Source organism: Pseudonocardia sp. MH-G8, from assembly GCF_002262885.1.
In the GTDB taxonomy this organism is placed as follows: Bacteria; Actinomycetota; Actinomycetes; order Mycobacteriales; family Pseudonocardiaceae; genus Pseudonocardia.
On sequence record NZ_NKYF01000001.1, the window covers coordinates 1521991 to 1538178 of the forward strand.

17 protein-coding genes are annotated in these 16188 nt (G+C 73.8%); 4 read left to right on the forward strand and 13 right to left on the reverse strand.

What is annotated here, in order from left to right; translation table 11 throughout:
- Positions 1 to 106: 106 nt before the first annotated feature.
- From CFP66_RS07165 to CFP66_RS07175, 3 genes are read right to left on the reverse strand one after another with little or no spacing between them, the layout of a single operon-like run.
- Positions 107 to 682 (reverse strand): TetR/AcrR family transcriptional regulator, encoded by a 576-nt coding sequence (locus CFP66_RS07165; protein WP_094921231.1) that lies wholly within the window; start codon positions 680 to 682, stop codon positions 107 to 109.
- A 32-nt stretch (positions 683 to 714) separates the two neighbouring features.
- On the reverse strand, positions 715 to 1494 hold the full coding sequence (locus tag CFP66_RS07170) for a hypothetical protein (RefSeq protein WP_094921233.1): 780 nt from the start codon (positions 1492 to 1494) through the stop codon (positions 715 to 717).
- A gap of 12 nt (positions 1495 to 1506) precedes the next feature.
- Positions 1507 to 2022 (reverse strand): SigE family RNA polymerase sigma factor, encoded by a 516-nt coding sequence (locus CFP66_RS07175; RefSeq protein ID WP_094921234.1) that lies wholly within the window; start codon positions 2020 to 2022, stop codon positions 1507 to 1509.
- A gap of 250 nt (positions 2023 to 2272) precedes the next feature.
- Between CFP66_RS07175 and CFP66_RS07180 the strand changes: the two genes are divergently transcribed.
- Entirely contained in the window at positions 2273 to 3316 is a 1044-nt protein-coding gene (locus tag CFP66_RS07180; protein WP_094921666.1) for a low specificity L-threonine aldolase, read from the forward strand.
- 12 nt (positions 3317 to 3328) lie between these two features.
- Here the strand turns inward: CFP66_RS07180 and CFP66_RS49875 are convergent, their stop codons facing one another.
- From CFP66_RS49875 to CFP66_RS07195, 3 genes are all read right to left on the reverse strand, one after another.
- On the reverse strand, positions 3329 to 4108 hold the full coding sequence (locus tag CFP66_RS49875) for a potassium channel family protein (RefSeq protein WP_094921236.1): 780 nt from the start codon (positions 4106 to 4108) through the stop codon (positions 3329 to 3331).
- A 31-nt stretch (positions 4109 to 4139) separates the two neighbouring features.
- On the reverse strand, positions 4140 to 4883 hold the full coding sequence (locus tag CFP66_RS07190) for a DUF4097 family beta strand repeat-containing protein (protein ID WP_094921237.1): 744 nt from the start codon (positions 4881 to 4883) through the stop codon (positions 4140 to 4142).
- 86 nt (positions 4884 to 4969) lie between these two features.
- Entirely contained in the window at positions 4970 to 5923 is a 954-nt protein-coding gene (locus tag CFP66_RS07195; protein WP_094921239.1) for a LysR family transcriptional regulator, read from the reverse strand.
- Between the two features lie 75 nt (positions 5924 to 5998).
- Between CFP66_RS07195 and CFP66_RS07200 the strand changes: the two genes are divergently transcribed.
- Both CFP66_RS07200 and CFP66_RS07205 read left to right on the forward strand, forming a co-directional pair.
- On the forward strand, positions 5999 to 6535 hold the full coding sequence (locus tag CFP66_RS07200) for a cysteine dioxygenase family protein (protein ID WP_094921240.1): 537 nt from the start codon (positions 5999 to 6001) through the stop codon (positions 6533 to 6535).
- A gap of 38 nt (positions 6536 to 6573) precedes the next feature.
- On the forward strand, positions 6574 to 7203 hold the full coding sequence (locus tag CFP66_RS07205; RefSeq protein WP_094921242.1) for a dihydrofolate reductase family protein: 630 nt from the start codon (positions 6574 to 6576) through the stop codon (positions 7201 to 7203).
- 36 nt (positions 7204 to 7239) lie between these two features.
- Here the strand turns inward: CFP66_RS07205 and CFP66_RS07210 are convergent, their stop codons facing one another.
- From CFP66_RS07210 to arfB, 7 genes are all read right to left on the reverse strand, one after another.
- A complete protein-coding gene (locus CFP66_RS07210) occupies positions 7240 to 8355 on the reverse strand; it encodes a pyridoxal phosphate-dependent aminotransferase (RefSeq protein WP_094921667.1) in 1116 nt (371 codons plus the stop codon).
- Between the two features lie 153 nt (positions 8356 to 8508).
- On the reverse strand, positions 8509 to 10302 hold the full coding sequence (locus CFP66_RS50145) for a hypothetical protein (RefSeq protein ID WP_094921243.1): 1794 nt from the start codon (positions 10300 to 10302) through the stop codon (positions 8509 to 8511).
- Between the two features lie 254 nt (positions 10303 to 10556).
- The gene (gene purD / locus CFP66_RS07220; RefSeq protein ID WP_094921245.1) at positions 10557 to 11822 is read right to left on the reverse strand and encodes a phosphoribosylamine--glycine ligase; all 1266 of its coding nucleotides are present in this window, start codon (positions 11820 to 11822) and stop codon (positions 10557 to 10559) included.
- A gap of 23 nt (positions 11823 to 11845) precedes the next feature.
- Positions 11846 to 12703, reverse strand: a complete 858-nt coding sequence (locus CFP66_RS07225) for an alpha/beta fold hydrolase (RefSeq protein ID WP_233159191.1) — start codon at positions 12701 to 12703, stop codon at positions 11846 to 11848.
- 68 nt (positions 12704 to 12771) lie between these two features.
- Complete coding sequence (locus tag CFP66_RS07230) at positions 12772 to 13290, reverse strand: phage holin family protein (protein WP_094921248.1); 519 nt, start codon at positions 13288 to 13290, stop codon at positions 12772 to 12774.
- Positions 13291 to 13402: 112 nt separating this feature from the next.
- Positions 13403 to 14638 carry a Na+/H+ antiporter NhaA gene (nhaA, locus tag CFP66_RS07235; protein ID WP_094921250.1) on the reverse strand — a complete coding sequence of 412 codons (1236 nt, stop codon included), beginning with the start codon at positions 14636 to 14638 and terminating at the stop codon, positions 13403 to 13405.
- A gap of 98 nt (positions 14639 to 14736) precedes the next feature.
- The gene (arfB, locus tag CFP66_RS07240) at positions 14737 to 15162 is read right to left on the reverse strand and encodes an alternative ribosome rescue aminoacyl-tRNA hydrolase ArfB (RefSeq protein ID WP_094921251.1); all 426 of its coding nucleotides are present in this window, start codon (positions 15160 to 15162) and stop codon (positions 14737 to 14739) included.
- Between the two features lie 193 nt (positions 15163 to 15355).
- On the opposite strand from arfB, the gene CFP66_RS07245 reads away from it, so the two are divergent.
- On the forward strand, positions 15356 to 16075 hold the full coding sequence (locus CFP66_RS07245) for a GntR family transcriptional regulator (RefSeq protein ID WP_094921253.1): 720 nt from the start codon (positions 15356 to 15358) through the stop codon (positions 16073 to 16075).
- Positions 16076 to 16188: the final 113 nt, after the last annotated feature.

The window sequence follows — 16188 nt, forward strand, 5'->3', positions numbered from 1 at the left end:
CGCACCGTCCTCGCGACACACACGCACCGAGACCCCGACTCGCGGGACTTGAGCCCCGACTCGCGGGGCCCCCGCGAGTCGGGCCCCCCTGCACGCGAGTTGGGGGTCAGAGGGTGCGTAGGAGGACTTCGCGGCCGACGGCGCGGGGGTCGGGGTCGGACTCGATGAGCGCGCTCACCACCGCCCCGTCGACGAGCGAGACGAGGTCGCGCACCTCGACCGGGTCCCGCGGCCGCCCGGATCGGGAGAGGATCTCGGCGACCAGGCCGTCGAACTCGTCACGCAGCCGCCGCATCAGCGGCGCGAGGTAGGGCCGCCGCCCGGCGCCGACGAGCCGCTCGTAGCGCAGCAGCGCCGCGTCCAGGCCGCCGGACCGCGACTCCGGCCCGATCAGCTGGTCGAGCACCAGCTCCACCAGCTCGCTCGTGCCGGGCACGCCGTCGGGCAGCGCGTCGAGCTGCTCGCGGATCTCGGCGAGCTCGTCCCGGCCGGTCCGCTCGACGGCGGCGGTGACCAACTCATCGAGCGAGGAGAAGTAGTACGTGGTGGACGCCAGCGGCAGCCCGGCCCGTTCCGCCACGGCCCGGTGCCGCACGGCGTCGAACCCGCCGGAACGCAGCAGCGCGGCGGCAGCGGTGACGAGCTCCTGCCGCCGCCGCTCCCCCTTGCTGGTGCCGCCCACGCCCCCATCCTCCCCTCCCCTCTCCGCGTGGGTCAGAGGCGTGGTGACAGGTGGTTCGCCAGGCCGTCCAGGCGGTCGGCGAAGGGGGCCTGCGTGCCCGGGCCGTCGCCCCTGCTGCTGACGACCACCGTGCCGCCCGAGGCGGTCGGGGCGACGACGGCGCCCTCCACGGGTTCTGGCTGCGCGCCGGGCGGCAGGTACTGGACGGTCAGCAGGCCGGTGGCCTCGCCGTCGCGGACCTCGACGTTGACGCCGCGCTCACCACCGGGGCGGCACTCCATCGTGGTGGCCGCCTCCGGCGCACCGGCCACCTCCGGCAGGAACTCCTCCACGATCGCGCGCAGCGCCGGGTCGTGCCGGTCGGCGCAGTCGGTGCGCCCCGGGCCGAGGGGAACGGGGCCGCCGTAGGCCTCCGGTGCCCGCGCCGCGTCCGGAGCGTCCCCGGCCGCCGGTGGCGGCGGCTCCTGCGCCGCGTGCGGGTCGGCGGGCGAGGGCGCCTCCTGCGCGTCGGCGGGCCCCGGCGCCTCCCGCGCCGCGCGCGGCGCTGCCCCCTCGGGCGCCGGGGCGAGCATGGGTGCGGCGACGGTCGTGTCGGCCCCGCTGTCGGACGGCTCCGGCAGCACGAGGGTGCCGCCGATGCCGAGCACCGCGACCAGCGCGAGGCCGGCCCCGGTGACCGCGGTCCGCCTGCGGACCGTGGCCCGCCGGGAGGCCCGCACGACACCCTCGTGGTCGAAACCGGGCGGGGGCGTGGATCCGCCTGCGGCGGCACGGAACAGCTCCCCCAGCCGCTCGTCGTCGACGTCGGTCATCTCCCCACCTCCCTATCCGGCCGGTCTCAGGTCGTCGAGCGCGTCGCCGAGCACGGCGCGCAGCGCCGCGAGCCCGTGCGAGGTCTGGCTCTTGACGGTGCCCTCGGAGCACCCGAGCGCCGCGGCGGTGCCGGCGACGTCGAGCCCGTCGAGGAAGCGCAGTACGAGCACCGCGCGCTGCCGGGCCGGCACCGAGCGCAGGCCGTCGACGAGCACGTGCCGCGTGGCCACCGCGTCGGACGCCGACGGCACCCCGTCGTTCTCCGGCAGTTCAGCGGTGAAGCGTTCACGGCGCCACGGCCGCCGCGACTCGTCGACGACCGCGCGCACGAGCGTGCGGCGCACCCAGGCGTCGAGCGCCTTGCGGTCGCGGATCCGGCGCCAGTGCCGGTGCAGGGCCACGAAGGCCGCTTGCGCGTGGTCGTCGGCGCGGTGCCAGTCACCACACATCAGGTACGCCGTGCGACGCACGGCGTCACGGCGCGCGCGGAAGTACTCGGCGAACTCCCGCTCGCTGGCATCGTCCACGCGGCCGCTCCTCCTCTCCTGCGGCGGTCCGTCGACGAGGGGACGCGACGGGAGGCCCTTCCGGTTGCACCGCGCGCCGAGATTGCCCCGAACGGCCTAACACTGTGATCGTTCCGTGACCCTCCCTCCACCAGACCGTCTCCTCCTGGTTGAATCGGTGCCTGTGCGATCCACACGAGTCCGGCGGGCACCGGCGCACGACGGCCCCGTCGACCTCCGCTCCGACACCGTCACCAAGCCCACGAAGCAGATGCGGGCCGCGATGGCCGCCGCCGAGGTGGGGGACGACGTCCTCGACCGCGACCCCACGATGCGCGAGCTCGAGGAACGCGTCGCCAACCTGCTGGGCGCGGCCGACGCGCTGTGGACGCCCAGCGGCTCGATGGCGAACCTCATCGCGCTGATGCACCACCTCGAGCGCGGCGACACGTTCCTCACCCCGGCCGGCGCGCACGTCCTCGACAACGAGCTGGGCACCGCGGCCTGGCTGGCCGGCGGCATGCCGCGGCCGTTGGAGCACGACGCGGGCCCCGGCAAGGTCTCGCCCTCCGCGGTCCGGCGCGCGGCCGCCGGAGGCGGTCCCTACTTCACGCTGCGCACCACGCTGCTCTGCCTGGAGAACACCCACAACGCCGCGGGCGGCACGGTCACGGCCCCTGACGAGCACGCCGGCGTCGTGGCCGCGGCGCGGGCCGCGAAGCTGAAGGTGCACCTCGACGGGGCCCGCCTCTGGCATGCGGCGGTGGCTCTCGGCCTGCCGCCCGGTGCGCTCACGGTCGGCGTCGACACCGTGCAGGTCTGCCTCAGCAAGGGCCTCGGCGCCCCGGTCGGCTCGCTCGTCGCGGGCTCGGCCGAGTTCGTCACCGAGGCGCGGCGGTTGCGGAAGATGCTCGGCGGCGGGGTGCGCCAGGGCGGCGTCCTGGCGGCCGCGGGCCTCGTGGCGCTCGACCGGATCGACCGCCTCGCCGAGGACCACGACCGCGCCCGCAAGCTCGTCGCGGGGTTGCGCGAGCGCGGCTGGCAGGTGGGCTCGCCCCAGACCAACATCGTGCTCGTGGCGGTCGCCGACCTCGCCGGCACCGTGGCGCGGTTCGAGGCGGCGGGGGTGCGCGCCTCGACCATGTCGGGACAGGTCCGCCTGATGACCCACGCCGACCTCACCGACGCCGACATCGCCACGGCGCTCGACCGGATCGGACCGGTGGAGCAGTCGAAGCCAGGCAACGGGGGCTCGTCCGGCGCGCGCCTGCGGGTGGGCCGGGACCGTCCGACCGTCCGTCCGGCGGGGGCCTGACCGGCACCGGCGTCAGGGCGCGGGGCGCTCCAGCGCCTCCAGGCGGGCATTGATCTCGCGGAGCTCCGTGAGCACGGCGGCGAGCTGCGCCTCCGTGCGCCCCACGTCGGCCGACACCTCACCGAGCTCCCGTTCCACCGCGGACCCGCTGCGCCGCAGGTTCTCCACGAACCACGATGCGATCGAGGCCGTCACCACACCGAGCAGCGCGATGCCGGCGACCATCAGCGACGCCGCGACCAGCCGCCCCTCGATGGTGACCGGGTAGCGGTCGCCGTAACCGACGGTCGAGATGGTCGTGATCGTCCACCACACCGCGTCACCGAACGTCGTGATCGACGCCTCCGGTGCGTCGCGCTCGGCGTCCAGCACGGCGAGGGAGGCGACGAAGCCGATGAGCGCGACGCTGCCGACCACGTAGAACACCACGCGGCCCCGCACGTCGTCACGCAGCTGCCGGTTCAGCACGGACACCGCCGTGATCACCCGTAGGGCGCGCAGCTGCCGGAACATCGGAAGAACGAGGATCGCGAGGTCCAGCAGGTGCGTGCCGATGAAGTGCCAGCGTCGCCGCGCCAGCGCGATCCGCACCAGGTAGTCGACCCCGAACAGCACCCAGGTGCCGGTCAGCACTCCCTCCAGCAGCGCCTGCCCGCCCGGCCCGAGCGACGTGTCGAGCACCTGCCAGGCGAAGGCGACCAGGAACACCACCGCGAGGCCGGTGAGCCACCAGTCCACGCGGCGGTCCCACGCGGCGATCCGGGGTTCGTCGGCGAAGGCGGGCGAGACCATGCGCGGAGCGTATTGGGGCTCCGAGGACGTCTCAGCGCGGGCGGACCTCGACGTCCCCGCTGCCCACCTCGACCCGCACCACAGCGGCCGCCGCTGCGTCGACGGGCACGGCCACCCGCTCGTCCCCGGAGTCGGTCGCGGCCTCCACCCGGTAGGACCCCGCGGGGAGCGCCACCTCGACGTCCCCGCTGCTCGCCACGATCGCGACCTCCCCGGGTGTGCTCGCGAAGTCGGCCCTCACCTCGCCGGACGACGCCGTCGCGGAGAACGACGGCGTGTCCAGCCGCTCGCCGACGACGTCCCCCGAGCTCGCCTCGACCACGATCGGACCGCGGAGGTCGGCGAGGTGGACCGCTCCGCTCGACACGCGGACGTCGACCGCCGCCGCCGCGAGCCCACCCAGCGTCACGTCGCCCGAGCTCGTGCGCACCTCGAGCGCCACATCGTCCGGGACCCGGACGTCGTAGTCGACGGTGCACGACGCGCCGAACGCCCACGGGCACTCGGCCGCCAGCCGCACCCCCTCGGCGGAGGACTCCTCCTCGAGGCGCGGCTCCACGCCGCGGCTGCGCACGGTCCGCCGGACCTCGACGCGGTCGCCATCGGCACGGTGAAGCGTGACCGCACCGGAACCGACCTCGACCGCCAGCCGCGGGGCCTGCAGGTCGAACGCGAGCGTCTCCTCCGTGGCCGGACCGGGCAGCGCCGCCCGCGCGGCAACGATCCCCCCGGCGCCCAGCACCACGGCGATGCCGAGCACGCCGAGCGCGCGCACGGCGCGCGATCCACGCTTCGGTCGCGCCTGAACCGGTTGCCCCATGGTTATTTCCCCTCCGGCCGCATGCGCGGCTCGGGAGGAAGCTACGTGCCGGCGGACGCGGGCAGCATCCGCCTTCCGCCGCGCCCTCGTCGGCGACTACGCGCCCCCGGGGTCGGCGAGGAACCACCGATCGACGCCGCGGCGTCGGCGAGCGCCCTCAGGAGGGCGGTGGTGGCCGGCGGGTCGGGCGGTTCACCGTAGGTCGCCGCATAGACGTGCTGGCGAGACCCGGGCAACTCACTCGCCACGACGCCCTCGGCGTGGTGGGCGCGCAGGGCCAGCCCCGGGCTCGTCGTCACGCCCAGCCCGGCGACGACCAGCGCCTGCATGACGACCATGTCCTCGGAGACATAGCCGATCCTGGGATCGAAGCCGTGGTCGGCGCACAGCGACAGCAGGTGGCCGCGGCATCGCTCGCAGCCGGCGATCCAGGTGGCATCGCGCAGCGCGGGCAGCGTCTGCCCGGGGCTGGTGGACAGCAGGTACAGCGGGTCGTCGAGCAGGTGATGCAGGCGCACACCGGGCGGTTCGGGTTCGGTGTCGTCGTAGCGGAAGATGATCGCCACGTCGATCTCTCCGGTGCGCAGCAGTTCCAACGCCTCCGGCGGCTGCGTGCCGGTCAGGCCGATCTGCAGCCCCGGATGCCTCTCGGTCAGCGCCGCCACCGCCCGCGGGATGAGCGAGCCGGTCACGGACGAGAAGCTGGCCACGCGCACCCGCCCGGCGCTCAGGCCCACGTGCGCGGACAGTTCGGCGTCGGCGGCGTCGATCCGCCCGAGGATCTCGGCCGCCCGGGACGCCAGCAGCTGCCCGGCGGGGGTGAGCCGGATCCCACGCCCGGCCCGCTGCAGCAGCTGCGCACCGGTCTCGGCCTCGAGCCGGGAGAGGTGGTGGCTGACCGTCGGCTGCGTGTAGTGCAGCTCCTTCGCCGCCGCGGTGACCGAGCCGAGCCGCGCGAGCGCGTCGATGACCCGCAGTCTCGTGACATCCAGCATTCATCGACCCCATCTATGGAGCTGCATCAACATTGACATTAGACGTATGAGTCGATCAACTGCAGGCTCAACGGCATGACCACGACACTCCCCGGGCCACTCCCCGGACCACCGCCCCAGCACGCCGACGGGTTCGCCGTCCTGGTCGAGGGCGTCCGGGCCGCCGTCGCCGCCGGCGCCGGCTGGGCCGACACCGCCGCACTCGTCGCCGGGGAGCTGCGCGCCCACCTCCCCGGCCCGGACGTGCTGACCGCCGAGCAGCGCCTCGGTTCGCCCGACGACTACTGCGCCCACACCCTGCACGTCGAGCCGGACGGATCGTTCTCGATCGTGGCCCTGGTCTGGCGGCCCGGTCAGATCACCCGGATCCACGACCACGTCACCTGGTGCGCGCTCGGCGTCGTCCAGGGCGTCGAGCACGAGGAGCTGTTCGACGCCGACCTGAACCTGATCGGCCGCAACGAGAACGACGTCGGTGCCGTCAGCGGATTCGCGCCCCCCGGCGACATCCATCGTGTGCGCGGCACGGGCGGCACGACGGCGATCTCGATCCACGTCTACGGGACCGACATCACCCGGCTCGGCTCGAGCGCCCGCCGCTACTACGACTGACCACCGAGCCGACCGACCACCGAGAAGGAGCATCAGACATGGCACTCGTCCGCGTCCACAACTTCGCCATCTCCCTCGACGGCTACGGCACCGGTGAGGGCCAGAGCGCCGATGCGCACTTCGGCCACGCCGGAGACCGACTGCACCGGTGGATGTTCACCACCCGCTGGTGGCAGCCCGGCGGGAGCACCGGCGTCGACGACGCCTTCGTCCAGCAGCACGACCCGCGGATCGGCGCCGAGATCATGGGAGCCGGGAAGTGGGGCCATCCCGGATGGCACGAGGATCCGGAGTGGAAGGGCGCGTGGGGCCCCAACCCGCCGTTCCACACGCCGGTCTTCGTCCTCACCCACCACCCGCGCCCGTCCATCGAGATGGAGGGCGGCACCACGTTCCACTTCCTCGACGCGTCGCCCGCCGAGGCGCTGGAAGCCGCCCGCGAGGCCGCGGGCGAGCTGGACGTCCGCCTCGGCGGCGGCCCCACCGTGGTCCGCGAGTTCCTCGCCGCCGGGCTCGTCGACCACATGCACGTCGCGGTGGTGCCGATCCTGCTCGGCCGGGGGGTGCGGCTCTGGGACGGGCTGGAGGGCCTCGAAGAGGACTACCGGGTCGAGGCCACCTCGGCACCCAGCGGCGTCACCCACGTGACGTTCACCCGGAAGGGGTGACGGGAGCGTCGGAGCCCGCGCTGCGCCGGACTCCGGCTAGGCCGGTAGCCAGGCGGCGAGCCGCCGCAGCGCCTCCTCGACGTCCTCGCCCGTTCCCGCGAACGAGAGCCGCACGTACCGGTTCCCGCCCACCGGGTCGAAGTCGACGCCCGGCGCCACGGCCACGCCGGTGTCGGCGAGCAGCCGGTAGGTGAGGTCCATCGAGTCCGCGGTCAGGTGCGACACGTCGGCGTAGACGTAGAAGGCACCATCCGCGGGCGCCAGGCGGTCGATGCCCATCCGCGGCAGGCCGTCGAGCAGGAGCGCACGGTTGGCCGCGTAGCGCGCGACGTGCGCGTCCGCCTCCGCGTAGGCGGACTCGTCGAAGGCACCCAAGGCCGCGCGCTGGGCCAGTGCGGGCGGGCAGATCGTGAAGTTGCCGGTGAGGCGGTCCGCGGCGCGCAGCAACCGCGGCGGCAGCAGCAGCCAGCCCAGCCGCCATCCGGTCATCGAGTAGTACTTCGAGAACGAGTTGACGACGATCGCCTCGCGGGAGCTGCTCCACGCCGACGACGTGGCGGGGGAACCGGCGTAGGAGATCCCGTGGTAGATCTCGTCGCTCACCAACTGCACGCCGTTGCCCTCGCAGTAGGTGGCGATCGCGGCGAGCTCGGCGGGATCGAGCACGGTGCCGGTCGGGTTCGCCGGGCTCGCGACGATCAGGCCCTGCACGGGCTCGTCGAGGGCCTCGAGCATCGCGACGGTGGGCTGGTAGCGGGTCTGCGGCCCGCACGGCAGGTCGACGACCTCGCAGCCGAGCGCAGTGAGGATGTTGCGGTAGCAGGGGTAGCCGGGGCTGGCCAGCGCCACCCGGTCGCCGACGTCGAACGCCGCGAGGAACGCGAGCAGGAACCCGCCCGACGACCCCGTGGTGACCACCACCTGCTCGGGCGACACCTCGAGCGCGTACCTGCGGGCGTAGTGTCCCGCGATCGCGTGGCGCAACTCGGGGATCCCGAGCGCGACCGTGTAGCCGAGCACGTCGCCGTCCAGGGCCGCCGCAGCGGCCGCCCGTACCGCCCGGGGCGCCTGGGTGGAGGGCTGCCCCGCGGAGAGGTTGACGAGATCGCCGTGGGTGCGCTGGCGCTCTGCAGCCGCCGCCCAGACGTCCATGACGTGGAACGGCGGGATCGCCGCCCGTTCAGCGACGGCGAGGCGGGAGGACGAGGCGGGCTGGATCGACACGACCCGAGCTTAAGGTGCGACGGCGGCCGCCCCACTTCCGTGAGACGGCCGCCGGTTCGCAGACGTGCAGTGCCGGACGCGTCAGAGAATGCCCGCAACCAGATCGGTGGCCGAGAAGCGGTCGCCGCCGCTGTCGGAGTCGGAGTCCGAGTCCTTGCCGGAGTCCTCGTCCGAGTCCTCGTCGGAATCCGAGTCCTTGTCCGAGTCGGAGTCCTTGTCGGAGTCGGAGTCGGAGTCCTTGCCGGAGTCCTCGTCCGAGTCGGAGTCCTTGTCGGAGTCCTTGCCCGAGTCGTCCGAGTCCGACTCGTCGGACGACGACTCGTCACGGTCCGACCCGCGGTCCGAACCGCCGCCCAGCAGGCCACCCAGCAGGCCGCTCGAACGGCGCTCGTCGCCGGAATCCTCATCGGAGTCGGAGTCCTCGTCCGAGTCCTCGTCGGAACCCTTGTCCGAGTCGTCCTCGTCGGACACCGACTCGGTGCGGTCCGAGCCGCGGTCCGAACCGCCACCGAGCAGCCCACCCAGCAGGCCGCTCGAACGGCGCTCGTCGCCGGAGTCCTCATCGGAGTCCTCGTCCGAGTCCTCGTCGGCGTCGGAGCCGCGCTCCGAACCGCCACCCAGCAGCCCACCCAGCAGGCCGCTCGAACGGCGCTCGTCGTCGGAATCCTCGTCGGAGTCCTCGTCCGAGCCGCCACCCAGCAGGCCGGTGAGCAGGCCACCGGAGCGGCGCTCGTCGTCGTCGGAGTCCTCGTCGGAGTCGCGATCCGAACCGCCACCCAGCAGGCCGGTGAGCAGGCCACCGGAGCGGCGCTCGTCGTCGTCGGAGTCCTCGTCGGAGTCGCGATCCGAACCGGCACCCAGCAGGCTGGTGACCAGGCCGGCGGAACGGTCCTCGCCCGAGAGGCCCAGGGGCAGGTCGAGCCCCAGGCCCTCGTCGCCGACCAGGTCGGAGACCGTGTGGACGACGTCCAGGTCGGTGAGGCCGTCGACGTCCAGGTCCTCGAGCGCGACCGGCAGCTCGTCGATGTCGAGGTCCTCGAGCGCGGCCGGCAGCTCGTCGACGTCGAGGTTCTCCAGATCGAGGTCCGCGAGCGCCTCGCCCAGCTCGACGTTCTCCAGGACCGCCGGGATCCGCTGCAGCTCGACGTTCTCCAGGGCGGCCGGGAGCTCGTCCAGGTCGAGGTCCTCCAGCGCGGACGGGACGTCGTCCAGGTCGAGGTCCTCGAGCACGGATGCGAGGTCGCCCAGCTGGACGGTCTGCAGGTCGGCGGGGAGGTCGTCGAGGTCGAGGTCCTCCAGCTCCGACGGCAGATCGTTCAGGTCGAGCTCTTCGAGAACAGCGGGCAGGACCCTCAGCGTGTCGGCCTTGACCGCGGTGCCCTCGTCCTCCTCCGCGGTCTGCGCGAGGTCCTCGACCACCGGCAACTGCGGCAGCGCACCGATGACGGGCAGCGCGGTGAGTGAGGTGGCGCTCGGCAGCGCCCCGGGGGCGGGCAGCGACGGCAGGTCGCCGACCAGCGGGAGGACGTCGGCGCCCGGCAGCTCCGGCACACCCTGGCCCACCTCGAACAGGTCGAGACCGACTCCCGTGAACGGCACACCGTCGGTGGGCAGGCCACCGGGGGTCACCGCGTCGAGCGGGAGCTGGCCGACTCCGAGCGTGTCGAGCCCCGGCAGGACGGCCTCGGCCACGGACAACCCGAGGTCCGTGCCGGTGTCATCGTCGGCGGCTTCCACGTCCGCACCGGCCGCGGCGGCCGGCCCGGCGACGGCGAACATCGCGATCGGCGCTCCAAGGACGCCGATCGCGGCGCGCCCGGCGATCTTCGACGCGCGGCTCGGGGCTGCGTGTCGAGGCCGTGCGTTCTTCGTCATGCGAGTCCTCAAGTTGTGTCGGGGAGCGAACTTGGACCCGGTGTGATCACAGTGGGGAACCGTCGTGGGGAGCGACGACGACCGCGATCACTCCAGGTGCGCAGACCCTGGCGTTCCACCCGTTCGGACGCAAGTCGCTGACGGCGACGGTGGAACAGAGCCCCGAACCACGAACGGGGCAATGAGCTTGCGCTTCACGGCGGGGAGGCTACCGCAGGCGATCACGAATGTCACCTGATCGGGCGACACTGATTTCACGAAGGGGCGGGTACAGCGATCTCGCCCTGAGCGGCCCGCAGCGCGATGTCGGTGCGGTGGTGCGATCCGGCGAGGTGGACGCGCTCCAGGCGCTGGTAGGCCTCCTGCCGGGCCTCGACGAGGTCGGCGCCGGTACCCAGGACCGACAGCACGCGGCCACCCGTCGAGACCACCGCTCCGTCGTCGCGCCTGCGGGTGCCCGCGTGCAGCACGCCCTCGCCCTCGGCGCCGGTGATCACGTCACCCACGCGCGGCGGGCCGGGGTAGCCCTCGGCCGCGACGACGACCGTCACCGCGGCGCCGTCGGCCCAGTGCAGAGCCGGCTCGCCCGCCAGCTCGCCCGTTGCCGTGGCGTACAGCAGGGAGGCGAGCGGGCTGCGCAGCAGCGCCAGCACCACCTGGGTCTCCGGGTCCCCGAAGCGGCAGTTGAACTCGATCACCGCGGGGCCCGCGGACGTCAGCACCAGTCCGGCGTACAGCAGCCCGCGGAAGGGCGTCTCCCGCCGGACGAGCTCCGCGGCGACCGGCGCCACGACGGTCTGCACCAACTCGTCCGCAAGGGCCGGTGATGCCCACGGCAGCGGCGCGTAGGCCCCCATCCCGCCGGTGTTCGGCCCGGAGTCGTCGTCGCCCACGCGCTTGAAGTCCTGCGCCGGCAGGAGCGGGACGACGGTCTCGCCGTCGACGAAGCAGAAGAGGGAGACCTCGGGGCCGTCGAGGTAGGACTCCAGCAGAACCGGGTGACCGCCGTCGAGCAGCGTGCTGGCGTGCGCCCTCGCGACATCGAGGTCGGAGCTCACCACCACGCCCTTGCCGGCGGCGAGCCCGTCGTCCTTCACGACGTAGGGCGGCGCGAAGCGCGCGAGCCCGGCATCCAGGTGCGCCGGGTTGTCGACGACGAGCGACGTGGCCGTGTTGACGCCGGCGGCGACCATCACGTCCTTCGCGAAGCTCTTCGACCCCTCGATCCGCGCGGCGGCGGCGCTCGGCCCGAAGCAGGCGATGCCGGCGGCCCGGACGGCGTCGGCCGCGCCCGCGACCAGCGGCACCTCGGCGCCGATCACCACGAGGTCGGCGGGCCAGTCGAGCGCCAGGGCCGCCACCGCCGCGGGATCGACCGCGTCGAGCCCGAGCTGTTCGGCCACCGCGGCGGTTCCCGCGTTGCCCGGCGCGCAGGCCAGCGCCGTGACATCGGGGTCCTGCGCCAGGGCGAGGACGATGGCGTGCTCTCGAGCACCGGACCCCACGACAAGAACTCGCACGTCACGGAATCGTAGATGCCGCCTCACGGGACGAGCAGCGCGGTCGTCGCCTCCGGGCGTTCCTCGTGCGGGAAGTGCCCGGTTGCGGGCAGGACGTGCAGGCGGTGGTCCGGGCCCGCCCACGGCGCCGACGCCGCCGCCGTCGAGACCAGCAGGCAGGGGTCGAGCGCGCCGTGCACCTGCCGCACCGGGACCGCCGGGGGCCGGGCGACCGCAGCGGCGAACCGGTGTCCCTCGATCCGGAACTGCGAGCGCAGCGCCCAGCGGTAGTACTCGAGCGCGCTGTGGACGGTGCCGGTCACCCGGATCGCTCTCCGGTAGTGACCTGCGGCCTCGGTGAAATCGTCGGATGCCGGCCAGTCGGGGCCCGACCAGCCGCGCAGGATCCGCTCGACCCGGGCGCCGCGGTCACGCCGCAGCGACCGTTCGGGCCAGCGCGGGAGCTGGAAGGCCGCGGCGTAGCGCGCCGTCGCCCGGCCCTGCCCGCCCGGGTGGCGCACGATCTCGGCACGCACGGCCAGCGGGTGCGGCGCGGCCACCGCGGTGAGGGAGAGCACCAGCCGGGGGTGCAGCGCGGTCACCGTCCAGGCGATGAGGCCGCCCCAGTCGTGCCCGACGAGGTGGGCGCGCGGCTCGCCGAGCGCCCGGATCAGCCCGGCGACGTCACCGGCGAGCGTCCACAGGTCGTAGCCGCGGGGCGGCTTGTCGGAGCCGCCGTAGCCGCGCAGGTCGACGGCCACCACCCGGTAGCCGCGATCGGCGAGCGCCGGGAGCTGGTGGCGCCACGACCACCAGAACTCCGGGAAGCCGTGCACCAGGACGACGAGCGGCCCGCCGCCGTCGCACTCGGCGACCTGCAGGCGGATCCCGTTGGCGGACACCCCGCGGTGCGTCCATGGACCGGGCAGCCGGAGCGCGGACGCGTCAGTACCCGCCCGGCGCACCGCTGTCAGCGGCTGCCGACGTCCTGCCGGGACCCCAGCTCGGGCGCGCTGCCCTGCCCGTTCCCGTCGTGGCCCCGGTGCGACAGCAGCTGCGCGGACTCCTTGAGCGAGGAGATCGTGCGCTCCGGCTTGCGGATCCGGCGCACCCGCAGGTAGCCGAGCAGGCCGAACAACGCGGCCGCGAGCAGCATGATCCCGAAGACGATGCCGAACGCCGCCGAGCGCGGCAGCCAGATGTCGAGCACCTCACCGAGCGCCAGGAACGCGAAGAACAGGCTGAACAGCAGGATCGTCAGCGCGACGAGGAAGTAGATGCTGCCCTGCAGCCCCTTCTTCACCTCGGCGGTGACCTCGGCACGGGCCAACTCGACCTCGGCCCGCACCAGGGTGGAGACGTGGGCGGTGGCCTCGCGGACGATGCCGCCGATCGACTGCTCCTCCGGGCGTGCCGGCTCGGGCGCGAGCGGGATGGACGGCAGGACGGGCGGCACGTCCGCACCGCTGGAGCTGGTCGGGCTGGCCACCGCGGTCCTCCTGCTCAAAGATCTCCGGTCGTTGATCGCCGCGCCATCCTTCCACGACCACCTGCTCGATGCCCGTTGGAGGAGCCCGGCGCGCCGCGCCGGAATCGGCGCGTCAGCCCGCGGGCGCCGGCCCGTCCTCGACGTCGCCGTTCTCCCGCGCGCGCACCCGCCCCCGCCGGACCAGCAGCGCGGCGCCGATCAGCGACGCGGCGGCCGAGGCGATCAGGACACCGGCCTTCACCGTGTCGAGCAGGTCCTCCCCCTGGTCTTCCAACGACAGTTCGGCGATCAGGAGGCTGACGGTGAACCCGACCCCGCCGAGCATCGACACGGCGGCGAGGTCGCGCCAGTTCAACCCGCGCGGTCGGGACGCCGGGGTGAACCGGATGACCAGCCAGCACGAGCCGAAGATCCCGATGATCTTGCCGACGAGCAGCCCGACGATCACGCCGAGCGCCACCGGCTCGGTGAACACCGACCCCAGCGCCTCCGGTCCCAGCGGCACGCCGGCCGCGAAGAGCGCGAACACCGGCACGCACAGCCCCGCCGACCACGGCTGCAGGCGGTGCTCCAGCCGCAGCGCGGGTGCGTACTCCTCGTCGGGGTCGGGCCGGACGCGGGTGAGCAGGCCCAGCAGCACCCCGGAGATCGTGGCGTGCACCCCGGCCTCGTGCATCGCGAACCAGATGAACAGCCCGAGCGGCACGTAGATCCACCACGCGCGCACGCGCCGGCGCTGCAGCCACCAGTAGGTGAGCGCCGCGAGCACGACGGCGCCCATCCACAGCACGTGCAGGCCGTCGCTGAACAGCACCGCGATCACCAGGATGCCGCCGAGGTCGTCCGCGACCGCGAGTCCGAGCAGGAACACCCGGGCCGTCACCGGCAAGGCCGACCCGGCCACCGCGAGCACGCCGAGCGCGAAGGCGATGTCGGTGGCCACCGGGATCGCCCACGCCTGGTCCATCCCCGGCGCGCCCTGCCCGACCAGCAGCGCCAGGCCCGCGGGGACGATCATCCCGCCCAGCGCGGCCGCCACCGGGAGCATCGCCTGGCTCTTCGTCGACAGCTCGCCGATCACCAGCTCGCGCTTGAGCTCGAGGCCGACGGTGAAGAAGAACATGGCCAGCAGGCCGTCCGTCGCCCAGTGGGCGAGGGTGAGGTCCAGGTGCAGCGCCGCCGGGCCGACCACCGTGTGCCGCATCGCTTCGTAGAAGGGCGACCACGGTGAGTTCGCCCACACCAGCGCGACCGCGGTGGCCGCGAGGAGCACCACCCCGCCGACGGTCTCGGTGCGCAGGTAGCGCGCGAACTCACTGATGGGGGTGGCGGGGCGACGTTCTTGCACGGGCAGCTCCGGGTTCGTGCGGGCACGGCGATGACGTCGCCGACCAGACTTCCCGGCACACCAGGCGGCACCCTAACCCGTGATCGGCTCCGGCGCACTCATTCGTCGGGGCGCCCGCGCAGCCGTTTGGTGGCACCACGGCGCGTCTTCGCGTCGAGGCGCCTGCGCTTGGACCCCGCGGTGGGTCGGGTGGCGCGTCGCGCGGGCGGGTCCGCCTGCGTGGCCTCGCGGAGGAGCGCGGCGAGCCGCTCACGGGCGGTCTCCCGGTTTCGCAGCTGGCTGCGCTGCTCGGCGGCAACGACGGTGAGCACGCCGTCGACCAGCCGGCCGCCGAGGCGGCGCAGTGCGCGGTCGCGCAGCGGCTCGGGCACCGAGGGTGAGCGCTGCAGGTCGAACGAGAGCTCCACGCGGGAGTCGGTGGTGTTCACGCCCTGCCCGCCCGGTCCGGACGCGCGGGAGAAGCGCCAGCGCAGCTCCCGTCCCGGCAGCACCAGCGCGCGCCGCACCGGCAGGTCTCCGTCCACCACGGTTCCAGGATGCCCCGGCGGCCGGGACGGAGCCCGACCGGTGCGCACTGAGCGTTTTGACCGGATCCGTCCCGGGTGAGCAGCTTCACCCCCACGGGGAGGTCAGCACTTTGTATGCTGTAAGCAGTCGACCGGGAATCCGCGCCTCCAGAAGAGGCCAGGCCGACCCACCGTCCACCCAGGAGCAGCGATGTCAGTGTCCGAGACGCCCACCGAGCCCGGCAGCCGCCGCATCGCCCGGCCCGTCCCGCTGCGCGAGAGCGTCTACACCGCGATCCTGGACATGATCGTCAGCCGCAGCCTGGAGCCGGGCCAGCACCTCGTGGAGAGCGAGCTCGCCGTCATGCTGGGCGTGTCCCGGCAGCCGGTGCGCGAGGCCCTGCAGTGGCTGAAGAACGACGGTTGGGTCGACCTGCGTCCCGGGCTGGGCGCGTTCGTCCACACGCCCACCGTAGAGGAAGCCGATCAGCTGCTCGCGGTACGCAGCCTGCTCGAGACCGAGTCCGCCCGGCTGGCCGCCACCTGTGCCGACGCCGACGGCGTGTCCCGGCTCCGCGAGCTGTGCGATCGCGGCCACGCGGCGCTGGGCTCCGAGGACGTCGCCACGATGGTGGCGCTCAACGCCGAGCTGCACGCCGCGGTGATGAAGATGTCGGGCAACGACGTGCTCGTCGAGCTCGCCGCCCAGGTCGACCGCCGCGTCCGCTGGTACTACACCCCGGTGGCCCGCCACCGCGGCAAGCAGTCCTGGATCGAGCACGCCGCCCTCATCGACGCGATCGCCGCCGGCGACGCGGAGGAGGCGGCGAAGGTGATGGCGGCGCACACCGAGCACACCCGCCGCTCGTACCTCGAGCAGCGCGACGACGCCGACGGGTCGGCCCCCGCTCTGCGCGGGCGCGTTCACTGACGTGGCGGGCGCACCGCGCCCGCCACTCGCGCTGCCCGCCACTCCCGGACACGTCGTCGCGCACGACACGGGATGAGCCCTCTCGTCGAAGACGACGCCCGAGGGACACCACA